8 protein-coding genes are annotated in these 12,342 nt (G+C 64.8%); 6 read left to right on the top strand and 2 right to left on the bottom strand.

What is annotated here, in order from left to right:
* Nucleotides 1-159: 159 nt before the first annotated feature.
* Nucleotides 160-2,280 (bottom strand): DUF222 domain-containing protein, encoded by a 2,121-nt coding sequence (locus ACSBQT_RS02830; RefSeq protein WP_410709617.1) that lies wholly within the window; start codon nt 2,278-2,280, stop codon nt 160-162.
* 416 nt (nt 2,281-2,696) lie between these two features.
* On the opposite strand from ACSBQT_RS02830, the gene ACSBQT_RS02835 reads away from it, so the two are divergent.
* The 6 genes from ACSBQT_RS02835 to ACSBQT_RS02860 all read left to right on the top strand — a co-directional run bounded on the left by ACSBQT_RS02835 (nt 2,697) and on the right by ACSBQT_RS02860 (nt 10,435).
* Nucleotides 2,697-3,608: a LysR family transcriptional regulator gene (locus tag ACSBQT_RS02835; protein ID WP_410709618.1), complete on the top strand. Its 912-nt coding sequence runs from the start codon at nt 2,697-2,699 to the stop codon at nt 3,606-3,608.
* 234 nt (nt 3,609-3,842) lie between these two features.
* Nucleotides 3,843-5,147: an MFS transporter gene (locus ACSBQT_RS02840; protein WP_410709619.1), complete on the top strand. Its 1,305-nt coding sequence runs from the start codon at nt 3,843-3,845 to the stop codon at nt 5,145-5,147.
* Nucleotides 5,148-5,327: 180 nt separating this feature from the next.
* Nucleotides 5,328-6,668, top strand: coding sequence for a M20 family metallo-hydrolase (locus ACSBQT_RS02845; protein ID WP_410709620.1), 1,341 nt, complete (start codon nt 5,328-5,330; stop codon nt 6,666-6,668).
* Entirely contained in the window at nt 6,665-8,290 is a 1,626-nt protein-coding gene (locus tag ACSBQT_RS02850) for an amidase (protein ID WP_410709621.1), read from the top strand. Before ACSBQT_RS02845 ends, ACSBQT_RS02850 begins: the two co-directional genes overlap by 4 nt.
* Nucleotides 8,283-9,527 (top strand): amidase, encoded by a 1,245-nt coding sequence (locus ACSBQT_RS02855; protein WP_410709622.1) that lies wholly within the window; start codon nt 8,283-8,285, stop codon nt 9,525-9,527. The genes ACSBQT_RS02850 and ACSBQT_RS02855 overlap by 8 nt, the downstream gene beginning before the upstream one ends.
* Nucleotides 9,528-9,691: 164 nt before the next feature.
* Nucleotides 9,692-10,435, top strand: coding sequence for a DUF1345 domain-containing protein (locus ACSBQT_RS02860; protein ID WP_435000805.1), 744 nt, complete (start codon nt 9,692-9,694; stop codon nt 10,433-10,435).
* Between the two features lie 119 nt (nt 10,436-10,554).
* On the opposite strand, the gene ACSBQT_RS02865 is transcribed toward ACSBQT_RS02860, so the two are convergent.
* Nucleotides 10,555-12,012, bottom strand: a complete 1,458-nt coding sequence (locus ACSBQT_RS02865) for a lipase family protein (RefSeq protein WP_435000807.1) — start codon at nt 12,010-12,012, stop codon at nt 10,555-10,557.
* Nucleotides 12,013-12,342 lie beyond the last annotated feature (330 nt).

Consider the following 12,342-nt stretch of genomic DNA (forward strand, 5'->3'; position numbering starts at 1 on the left):
TCTGACCGGCGAGGACCGTTTTCGGGCCGATTGCTGTGCCGCCTGCGCTCCGACTAGCGCGTAAACCTGAGTCCTGTGGGGTGAAGGCAGCCGCGACAAGGCCATTCGCGCTCACATCAGAATGGAGGCACAGCGGTGCCATTGAATGGCCGTGCCCCGCTACGTGCCGAAGAGGCCCTCGATGATGTCGTCTGTGATGAATCGTGAGTGCAGGATTGGAATGCGAGCAGGGTCGGTGCTTTCGGGCGGTCGCCATGCCGGCCGTCCGTCGCCGAGCATGAAGACTTCCCAGTCGGAGCGGTCCATAAGGTGGTGGTGGAAGGAACACAGCAGGCACATGTTGTTGATGTCGGTCTTGCCGCCCAGGGCGTGCGGCACAACATGGTTCACGTCGCACCACCCCGCCGGTGCATCGCAACCGGGGAACACGCATCCGCGATCCCTGGCGGTGACGATTGCGGTCTGCTTCTTGTTTGCGAAGCGCTGTTCCGTGCAGACTTCCACCGTGCGAGCCTTTTCGTCCATCAGGTGGAAGAAGACGGTGCCATCGAGGCCGCGCCGAGCGACGTCGCCCATCGGGAAGCGGTCGCCGGAGCCTGTGGTGGCTTCGCCGATGCCGTTGGCGATGTCGGACGCTTTGGCTGTGACGACCAGGGCGTAGGGCGAACCCTTGGCGGCTTCCTTCATGCTGATGCGCGAGATGAGAGTGGCGAAACGTTCGTAGATCCAGGCCTTCGCACTGGGCTGCGCGCTCATGAGATCGACAGTCGAACCGTCGGCGCGGATGCCGTGGCCGGAAGGAACGGCACGGTTGGCAGCGGGATCCGCGGATTCGGCTTCGTTGTCTCCGGTGGCCTCGATGACAGCCCATGGAGGTGCATCGAAACGATCTCCGGTAAGGACGGCATCGAGAGGTTCGAACCGTTGCTCATCGAAGGTCTGGCCGTGGCCGCCACTACCGGGAGCCTGGTCTGGCCCGGCGTTTGGGGCGAGTGAGGGAGCGTCTTCGCGCTCGCCTTCGTCCGCCTCGGAGTCGGTGGGTTCTGCGCTTGTCGATGTGTTGTCTTTCGCCGATTGGATCCGCGAGGTCAGCAGTCCGTGCAGTTCGGATCCCGCCACGGGATCGAGCACGCCCTCCAGCCTCCAGTCTCCATTGCGCTTGGGGCGGGCAGTGATGAAGTAGGCGGAACGATCGCTGGGGTCGAGCGGCTCGGCACCGTCGGGGTCGATGAGAGCGAGCATCCGACGGAAGATGTCGCGGAGCTCGCTCGCCGTCACCGATTTCGCGTACTTCACGAGGTCGGTTTCCACACGGGACTTCGTCTCATGATCCACCCATGCGGGCAGCGCCTTGAGGCAGTCTTCGATAACAGTGAGGTGCTCTGCGGGCAGGGTGCCGAGGTGGAGCTGCTCGGCGACGAGCGGGTGTTCGGGTTCAAGCGGTTGTCCGTCGAGTGCGACTCGTCCGCCGAGATTCTCTGCGAGCTTTGCCCGGCGGTTCGCTTCTCGCCCCGAGAGGTTGAGGCGTTCCTGGATGAGCGCCTTGGTCGACTTGGCGCCACTGTCCTTGGGCGTGCCGACGCGTTCGTAGACGGCCAGCGCCAGGGTGGACAGAGACTCACTGAGCCGACGCAGAGCCTCGGCTCCATCGATGACCTGCAGGGCCTCGTTCGGCCCCATCGGCCGGTCGAAGGCGCGAAGACCTCCGACCAGTTCGGTCAGTGACGAAATCGAATCGGTGATCTCAGGTGTGCTCGCAGCCAGGTCGTTCCAGGCGGCGTCGGTGAGGATCGGGTGCATCGAAGTCGGGCGCTGATCATCGTCTCCGTGCTCGGGTTGCGCAGTCGATTCTGCCGGTGCGGTCGAAGCGAGCTCTGCTGAGTCCGCGGATTCGACGGTTTCGTGTGGTTGGTCGGAACCGGCAATTCCAACTGCATTGCTTGGTTCTTCGACGTCGGCGATCGACGTATCGTCGTTCGGTTCGTCATCGTCGGTCGAAACCGGGTCAAGGGCCTCGAACACCTCGGCGAAGTGGTGGCCGCTGAGGTCGAGCCCGGCCGCCTTGAGCTGTTCGGCCAGTGTTGCGGGGTCCGATGTTTCTTCGGGTTGTGCTTGCTCCGTGTCCTCGGGTGCGTGGACATTCTGAGAAGTGGTGCCCACGAGATCTGCCGGTGTGGTGTTCGTTGGCGGTCTTCTGCTCGCCCCACCGCGCGAGTCAGCGGCAGTGCGGCGGTCGCGCTTTCCTGACTTGCGTCGCTTGCGGTCGGGGGTGAAGGTCATCGCTGTTGAGTTCCGTTCGTCATTGAAGGTCTCTTAGCTCAATTGTAGGCAGTCAGAGAATAGAAGACAATAGAATCTTCGAAAAAGATTCGACTGGAAATGACATGCTGAATTTGAAGGACGCTTTTGAGTGGTTTATTGGGAGTTCGATCAGTTTCAGGGCACTTTACTCGTCGGCATTGACTCGGGATCGGTGACGACTGAAGTGGCGGGAGAATTCTCGGAACTGGATCCGACCCGGTAGAAGGGGATGGTCTGTGCGATGCCTGCCGGCCGGGAAGAGTTCGAGCCTGCCGTCTGGGGAGGGTTGCAGCCTGCCGTCTGGGAACGGTCGGTCGGTAGTGCTCGAACAGAACCGCCTCGGCGCGGTTGGATCTGGACGCGAATCGCCATCGCAGATGGGATGATGGGAAGCTATGGCCCTTGATTTCACCCTGGTGCAGCTGCGCTACTTCCAGGAGGTCGCCAGGCGGGAGAACATGACCGAGGCGGCGAAGCAGCTCAACGTCACCCAGTCGGCGATCTCGACGGCGATGGCCCAGCTCGAGCGGACCATCGGCCTCGACCTTTTCATCCGACAGCGCAATCGTTCGGTGGTGCTCTCGCCTGCCGGGAAGCGATTCCTCTCAGAGGTCACACCCTTCCTCGAAGCCTCCGACAACCTCGGCGAGACTGCGTTGGGCCTCTCACGTCGTCTCAGTGGAGACCTCACTGTCGGAGTCTTCTCGCCGATCGCGCCCACCCGCCTGCCGCTCATCCACAGCGAATTCGAGAAGCGCTACCCGGATGTTCGGATCAACTACCTCGAGGCGAACCTTCAGGAGCTGCAAGCCGCTGTCATCGCCGGCGACTGCGATCTCGCACTGACTTACACGCTGGGAATGACCGATCGCTTCGATCGCTTCCTCATCGACGTCGTGAAGCCGCACGTCCTCGTCTCACTCGATCACCACCTCGGCGGGGGTGGGAAACGGCCGCGACCAGTCCACCTGCGAGAGCTCGCAGATGAAAACTACATCCAACTGGATCTGCCGTTCAGCACTCAATACTATGACGAGCTCTTCCGGATCGCCGGCGTCGAGCCGATCGTGCGGCACACCTTTGCTGGCTACGAAACCGTGCGGTCGTTCGTGGCGATGGGGCACGGGTACTCGCTGCTGAGCCAGAGCGTGTCCTCGGGGACGTACATCGGATCGAAGACGGTGGACGTTCCGCTGCTCGACGACTTCCCGAGCATCGACCTTGCCATCGTCTGGCCGAAAGAGCTGAGGCTGAGCAAGCGTGCGCGAGCCTTCTGCGAGCTGACCTTGGAGATCCTCGGGACCTAGGCGGCTGAAGCGGACAGAAGGACCCGAACCGCGGCCCGAGGACTGCGCTGGTGCTGGGGAAGGCGGTCGGTGGGGAAGCGGTCCGCCGCCGAGGTAAGGGGCTTACGCGGAGAGGTGCCACCTCGGCTTCTCATCGATTTTCCTCATGACCAGTTTCAAAAGTATCTGTTGGACTAATGTGTTGTGGATCGCAAAGATGGTGGAAATCGTCCCCGCGCCCTAAGGAGATCCCGGATGTCCATCACAGCCCCGACCGAGCAGCGAACCACGTCGACGAAGATGCAGCGGAAGGTGCTCCTGGGCGGCAGCATCGGCCAGTTCGTCGAGTTCTACGACTTCACGTTGTACGGTCTATCGGCGGTGATCCTGTCCGAGTACTTCTTCCCCGACGGCGACCGGATCACCGGTCTGCTGGTCATCTTCGCGACCTTCGGAGTCGCGTTCGTCATGCGCCCCCTCGGCGGACTGTTCTTCGGAGCTCTCGGCGACAAGGTCGGCAGGCGACAGACCCTGACCATCACGATCTTCCTCGTCGGAGCCTGCACAGCCCTCATCGGCATCCTCCCCGGGTTCGACACGATCGGCTGGTTCGCCCCGATCCTGCTCATCCTCGCCCGGCTCGGTCAGGGCTTCTCCGCCGGCGGCGAATCCGTCGGCGGACCGTCCTTCGTCTACGAGCACGCTCCGGTTGCCAAGCGCGGACTGTGGATCAACATCACCCTGGCAGCGACCGCTCTGCCCTCGGTGTTCGCCGGCGGCCTCATCCTCCTGTTGTCGACTGTGATGAGTGACGCCTCTTTCGACTCATGGGGCTGGCGCGTTCCGTTCCTCCTGGCGCTGCCGTTGTCGGCCGTCGGACTGTGGATCCGGTCGAAGACCGACGAATCCGAGCTGTTCAAGAAGACAGCTGCCGAACGGCCCAAAGAGTTCAGCCCGATCCGCGAAAGCTTCCGCGAGAACTGGGTCGGGATGCTCCAGGTCTTCTTCGTCCTCGGCGTCACCGCGCTCGGCTTCTACATGCTCTCGGCCTACTTCGTCACCTACATCCAGACCACGGGCGACCTCAGTCGCGAACAGTCGCTCCTGACAAACGCGATCGCCATGGCCAGCTACACGATCTTCCTGCCCATCGCCGGCCACCTCGGCGACCGCTTCGGACGTCGGCCCATGCTCATTGCGGGTGCGATCCTGCTCGCGGTCACCTCGGTGCCGGCATTCGGGCTGGTCACCAGTGGACACATGGGACTGGCATTCGTCGGGCAGACGATCTTCGTCCTCGCGCTCTGCTGCTACGGTGGCGGCTGCTACACCTTCTTCTGTGAGCGCTTCTCGACGAAGACGCGGTTCACCTCGGCGGCCATCAGCTACAACATCTCCTACGCAGCGCTCGGCGGAACCGCGCCATTCGTGGGTACCTGGCTCGTCGACATCACCGGCGTCAACACCGCACCCGGCTACTACATGGCTGCTGCGGCTGCTGTGTGCCTCGTCCTCATCTTCGTCACGCGCCTCCCCGAGACCCGCGGACGGCTGGGGTGAGCAGGGGTGAGCCTGCATTGACATCGAGTTTCGTCCACTTTCACATCACATTTTGTACAGATCATCGGGATGAAAAGCGATGAACTGAACGAAAAGCGATGTGCGGGCCCGCCCGCGCCCTCAACCGCGCCCTAGACCTTTGCAAACCACATCCCACCCACAGGAAAGCAGCGATAACCAATGAACCATCAGGCACCCCCGTCGCCCGACGCCGCCCCGTCGTCCGCATCCCCATCCTCCGACGCGGCCTTCCTCGCAGACTTCCACTTCGTCGCCACCATCGGTGCCACCGACAACAACGGCGTCGATCGGCAGGCGCTGACGCCGGAGGACAAGCAGACGCGTGACTGGATGCGCGGCTGGGCGACGGACAAAGGCTTCGGCGTGCGCGTCGACGCCATCGGGAACATGTTCGCGTGCCTCGAGCTCGTTCCCGAAGCCCCGTACGTCCTCATCGGTTCCCACCTCGACTCGCAGCCGCTCGGCGGTCGATTCGACGGAGCCTATGGAGTCATCGCCGCCCTCTTCGCGGCCCTGCGCATCAAAGAGGAGCTCGCGGAATCTGGACTGAAGCCCGCCTTCAACCTCGCAGTCGTCAACTGGTTCAACGAAGAGGGCGGTCGCTTCGCCCCGTCGATCATGGGCAGCTCCGTCTACGCCGGTCTCTTCGACCTCGACGAGATGCTCGCTGTCGCCGACCTCGAAGGCACCACCGTCGCCGAGGCGCTGGGCGCCATCGGCTATGCCGGCACCGACACCCCGCCCGAGGCGATCACCTACGCCGAGATCCACATCGAACAGGGCCGAATCCTCGAACGCGAAGCCACGGACATCGGCGTCGTCGAGTCCAGCTGGTACACGCAGAAGCTCGACATCGACGTCCTCGGCGAACAGTCCCACACCGGGGCCACAGCCATGGCCGACCGCCACGACGCGCTCGTCGCCGCGGCCAAGGTCGTCCTCGCCGTCGCCGAGGTGGTCGACGAGTTCGAGGAAGAAGCCCTCGTCTCCTCGGTCGGCCAGCACGTCGTCGAACCGAACTCGCCGATCGTCGTGCCCCGCCGTGTCCATATGGTCGCCGACCTCCGCTCCTCCGATCCTGCCATCGTCCAAGCCGCCCGCAACTCGCTGAAGACGCAGATCGCCGAGATCGCCCGCAGCCACGACATCACCATCAACGTCGACGACTTCGACATCCGCGACAAGCGCCATTTCCCGACCGAAGGCGTCGAACTCGCCGAGAAGGCCGTGGCCAACGAGGGCCTGAGCATCCGACGCTTGGAGACGATGGCCGGCCACGATTCCGTGGCGATGAATCACCGCGTGCCCGCCGTGATGATGTTCGTTCCCAGCGTCGACGGCGTCTCCCATTGCGAGCGCGAGTTCACCACCGATGAGGACATGCTTCGCGGCGTCCGCGTGCTCACTTCGGTGGCCGGTGAACTCGTCCGCGGTGAGCTCGCCGATGTCCGCGACGGTGCCGTCTGGGTCGGTTCGTCCATCGCCGAGGCGCGCGCATGAGCACCGATACCCCGCGCTCCAGCGCCGCCCCGCACCTCAATGCCCGCACCACGACCGCCACCGAACCCAGCACCGCACCCAGCACCGAACCCTGGACCCTGTCCGCCACCGAGGCGCTCGCCGCCTTCCGGTCCAAGGAACTCTCCCCAGTCGACTACCTGACCTCCTTCATCGGCCGCATCACCGCCGAGGATGAGCGCATCAATGCGGTCATCGAAGTCGTCGAGGAGGCGGTCACCTCGGCGCGGGAAGCCGAGGACTTCTACGCGAACGCCACCAGCGATGACCTCGCCGCGGCGGCCGTCTTCCGGCCATTGCTCGGACTTCCCGTGATCGCCAAGGAGAAGCACGCGCTCGCCGGCCGCGGCCTCACTCAAGGGCTGCTGCACGAACGGGACACCGTCGCCGACCATGACGCCGCGATCATCGCCCGCATCCGCGCCGCCGGCGGATTCGTCCACGCCCGAGCGACCTCTCCGGAGTTCAGCTGCGCGACGATCACGCACTCGCCGATGTGGGGCGTGACCCGCAATCCGTGGAACCCGGACCTCTCTCCGGGCGGGTCCTCCGGCGGGTCCGGTGCTGCGTTGGCAGCCGGGTTCGCGCCCCTGGCCACGGCCTCGGACATCGCCGGATCGACGAGGCTGCCCGCCGCCTTCACCGGCACCGTCGGGTACAAAGCTCCCTACGGCCGGATCCCCGGCGCTCAGCCTCTGGCCGCGGACTGGTACCGCGGGGACGGGCCGATGGCGCGCACCGTCGCCGATGCCGCGCTGCTCGCCAAGGTCATGGTCGGGGTCGATCCGAGCGATCACGCGACCATCGCCTCGCCCGGGTTCCTCGATGACTTCGACCCCGCCGAGGCGGTCGATCGACTCCGCGGACGCAGGGTCGCGCTGTGCGTGCGCTTGGGAGACTTCCCCGTCGGGAAGGACATCGAGGCGAATACCCGGGCGGTCGCCTCGGCGCTGGAATCGGCCGGAGCGCATGTCGAGGAGATCGAACTGCCGTGGACGGCCGAGCGGATCTTCGAGACCGCGTTCACTCACTTCGGCAGCCTCCTCGCCCCTGCGATGCGCGCGGCCACTCGCGGCCATGAACACACTCTGGCCGAGTACACGGTGCGGTTCATGGCCGATGCGGAAGCGGTCGCCGCACGCCGTTCGCTCTTCGACGGGCTCGCCATGGAAGCGCAGATCCAGGCGGAGCTGGCGTCAGCGATGGACGGCTTCGATGTGCTCTTGGCGCCCACCTCGGCGGTGGCGGGTTTGGAGGCCGGAGCCAGCTACCTCGACGGGATCACGATCGGCGCCGACGGCGTCGGTCGCGAAGCGGCACATGCATTCGGGGCGGACGGTGCGTCCGACTCCGGCGAAAGCGACGGCGTGCGACTCGACCACTATTGGCAGGCGCATATGACGATGCCGTTCAACATCTGCAACCGCGTGCCGATCGTCAACGTTCCCTCCGGCATGGCCGACTGCGGCATCCCCACCGGCGTCCAGGTCATCGCCCACCCCTATGACGACACCCGCGCCTTCGACGTGGCAGCCGCCATCGAAGCTCTGTGCCCGTGGACGGGGCTGGCGTCGACGGTTCGGATAGGCTCATCGGATGGATGAGCAGACCCTCGCCGAGGTGGAGCGGGCCGGAACGCAGTTCAACGCTGTCACAGCGATGACCGTCGACCGCGCGAATGCCCTCACCGCGGAATCGAACGACCGCCGCGATTCCGGTCAGCCGTCTCGGCGATTGGAGGGGATTCCCTTCGCGATCAAAGACGTCATCGACTTGGTCGGATACCCGACGACGATGGGATCGAACGTGCGCAGCGATGCCCCGGCTGCTAACTCGGCGCCGGTCGTCGACCGACTCGAAGCGGCAGGCGCGATCCCTGTGGCGAAGACGAACTGCCAGGAGTACTCCTACGGAATCCTCGGCGACGAGTCGGCCTTCGGCCGCGTCGTCAATCCTGTCGATGCGGCACTGTGCACCGCCGGGTCGAGCTCCGGATCGGCCGCACTCGTTGCCGCCAGGGTGGTGCCGTTGGCTCTGGGCACCGACACGGCCGGGTCCGTGCGCGTGCCGGCGGCCTGCCAAGGCGTGCTCGGGTTCAAACCGACCTTCGGCGTCGTGCCCGTCGACGGAGTCTTCCCGCTCTCGCAGAGCTTCGACACCGTCGGACTCTTCGCCTCCGACCTCGGCGTGCTGACCACGGCTTTCGACGTGATCGCGGGCGACGATTCCGGCAAGGCGCCTGGCCCAGGTGCGGTGCCAGGCCTGACAGGCAGCGGAGCACGGACGATCGATGTCAGTCTCTTCGCTGACGACGACGCTCGGGCGAGAGACCTGCTCATGCCGGCACCGGACCTCACGGTCACGTCGGCGAATGGGGGAGTCGTCGACAAGCTCCTCGACGATCTTGCACCGATCTACGACTTCATCCGCCTCTATGAGGCGTACGAGGTCCACGCAGACCTGTACGCCGAGCACTCAGCGGACTACCAGCCAGGGGTGGCCAAGAAGATCGAGGCCGGCAGAGACCTCGGCGAGACCGAATACCGGAAGCAGGTGGAAGCGCTCGCAGACTTGCGGAAACGGTCGCTCACGGTATTCGGCGGCACTGATTTCCTGCTCACCCCAGCCATCGACGGTCCAGTGATCCGCTGGGACGAGATCGACTCCGGGACGGCGGCGAAGTTCATGCGCTATTCGATGCCATTCAACGTTCTCGGCTGGCCGGCATTGACGATCCCGCTGCCCGGGGTCGGAGCCAGCGAAGGGCCGCAGGCGGTGCAGCTGGTCGGCCGCCCCGGCGGCGACCGCGACCTGCTTGCTTTCGCTTCGCGGCTGGTCTGACTAGACCCGTGGCCGGTGTGACTTGAGGATCAGTTCGATTGACTCGGGGATGCCTGGTCTGACTCGGTGCCGCCGGTCCGATTCGGAGATCGGACGAGTCGAGTCCACCCTCGACTAGGCTGAACTCGAACAGCCGCCGCGTCTAACGAACCGGAGCCGGGCCGATGAGACCCACGCACAGTCAGATGCTCACTCTCTCCGGCGACTCGCGCGCAAATATCGCGGGAGTCCCTGCGCTCATCGTCAGCGGCATCCTCGTGTTCGGATTCGACTTCGATCCGCTGGGCTCCGGCCCGAGCATGGCTGCATCGCTGGCCCTGCCGCACGAGGTCATCAACCTCTTCCTCGTCTTCTGGCCGCTCTTCGCGCTGACCTATCTGCTGTGGACCCACGCGGGACTGAGAGACCTCGACGAGACCGAACTCATCGTCCACTCCCGGTGGTCAGTGGCGAACCGCCGACGATGGTGGTCGAAGTGGTTCGGGATGGGCGGAGCAGTGTCCTGGGCGACCATGGCTGCCTACCTCGCATTCATCTTCAACATCTTCCTCGTCACCTCTGGCTCGAGCGCCAGCATCGGTATCTCTGCGGCGCTCGGCATCGCGAATGTCATCGCCTCGTGGGCGGTGCTCGTGTACTCGTTCGCACTCGAGTTCATGCGTCTCGACCTCAGCGGCGGCGGCAGCCCCGACGCTCGTCAGCTCGAATTCGAGATGGAAGGCCCACGCGAGTTCGGTGACTACCTCACCTTCTCCGTGCTGTCATCGACGATGACGGCCGCGCTCCCCGGCCGAGCGGTGTCGCGGAAAGCCTGGCGATTGGTGCGCACGAACGTCATCGTCGCCTTCGCCTTCAACTCCGTCGTCGTCGCGACCCTCGTCTCGATGATCCTCTCCTACGTCATGTGACCGTCACCGGCACCGCCCAACCCTGTGCATATCGTCGAGGCGGCCCACCCCGTTCAGGGTGGACCGCCTCTGGCGTATGGGCTCCCCAACCGGGCGGGCCGCCTCGGTGAGGTGGGAGGTCACAGCCTCCAGCAGCTGTCGAGCGAAGCCTTGCCCGAGAAGGTGCGGGTGGTGAAGGTCTCGATGCGCGGCAGCGCGGCGACGTAGCCGCCGACATGCGTGGGCCCGAGGTTGTCCTCGAACGCCACCTTGTGGCCGGCTCGGCACCACGCCGAGGCGAGGTCCTTGCCTTGATCGAACGAGATGACGTCGTCGAGGCGGCTGTGGTTGACCAGCAGCGGAACATCCGGCACCGCGGCCTTGCCCAGCCGCTGCCGGTCAACGATGTCGGTGAAGTGCTCGTCGATGATGTCGGTGAATGACTCGCCGTTCTTCGTCAGCGACTTTCCATCCGTGAAGGCTGTCGAGAGCAGGGCTTCGACGGTGCACTTGTCCGCTGTTTCGGCCACCATCTTCTGCCCTTTCTCGTTGAGGAAGTCGTTTGTATCGATGTCGGCCTGCTCGGCGAACCCGACGACACCGTAGAGCGCGAATGCCGTGTAGACGCTCGAGAGCCCGGACACCGTCTTATGCAGATCGACCGGCACTGCGCCGGCTGAAGCCGAGGCGATGTTGAGCTCGGGTGCCCACTCCTTCTGGAGTTCCAGGGCAGCAGTCGTGGCATGACCGCCCTGCGAGTAGCCGCGCAGTTGGAGTTTGGTGCCCTCATCGATCTCGCTGCCATCGACCTGCTGGACGGCACGTGCCGCATCGAGGACCGACCGACCCTCTTCGATGCGATTGACGAAGTGGTGAGTGCCCTCGGTGCCGAGGCCCATGTAGTCGACGACGACGACAGGGTGCTTCGCGGCTAGGGCCGAGGCGACGGAGATCCCCTCGTACTCGGTTCCCATGCCCAGCTGACGGCTGGGAGCGCATTTGTCGGCGACGCCCTGAGTGCCCGGCGAGATGACGACGGCATCTTCGGCATGGCCGCTCGCGCCGTTCGGAGTGAGCAGGGTGGCGGTCGCGGCTCGGGCCTGGCCCTTCTCATCAGTGGTCTTGTACATGAAGACCGTCGACTTCGCGTCATGTTTGATGAGTTTCACCGGGTCGAGGTAGAACTCCGAGTCGGCCTGCTTGAGCACTGTTCCGTCCTCGCTCGGCAGCGAGTCCGGGGTCTCATAGAAGTCTCCGGGGACTCCTGATGCCGGCAGGTCTTCCTGCGCGGCTGCATATTCGACGTCGGCGGGCGTGAGCTCGTCGGTCTTCTCGACGGCTTTCTTCGCCTGCTCGACGCTGATGCCCTCGGGGACGGATTCACGGTCGAGTGCGCTCGGATCCTCTGCCGCACGGTCGTCGAGGAACTGTTCGGCCTCGGCATCGGTCTGCGGAACGAGTTCGGTGGCCTGGGCCGGCGCGGTGGTCGTGCACAACGTGAGTGCGAGGCCGACGACGGCTGCGGCGCTCAGGGCCTGGAGGCGACGACGAGGCCCGTGTGGGGAGGTGGTCGGCAGTGCTGTGGTTGGCGTGCTCATAGGCGGTGGTCCTGTTCTGCCTTGTCTCTCGGCATTGAGAAGGTGCGGGACAGTAGTGCCGGTGCAGATCGCGGTGGAGTGCACCGTGACGGTGAGGTCAGTGTGGTGACGGGGTGCCGTCGGCCAGAGTGTTCACCGTTGGACGTCCTGATTGTGACGGGCACCACACACATTACTTGATAGTAGAACTGAGTGGTAGTTAAGTGGCGGATGTGTTCTGCGGCGTGCTCAGGTCAGGTCGGTCAGCTCGGGGCTGGTCGGGGCAGGTCAGCTCGGGTCTGGTTGGGGCTGGTCGTGCGGGGTCGGGGTTGGTCGGGGCTGGTCAGGTCG

Origin of the sequence: Brevibacterium sp. H602 (assembly GCF_051172395.1) — a bacterium.
Taxonomy (GTDB): Bacteria; Actinomycetota; Actinomycetes; order Actinomycetales; family Brevibacteriaceae; genus Brevibacterium.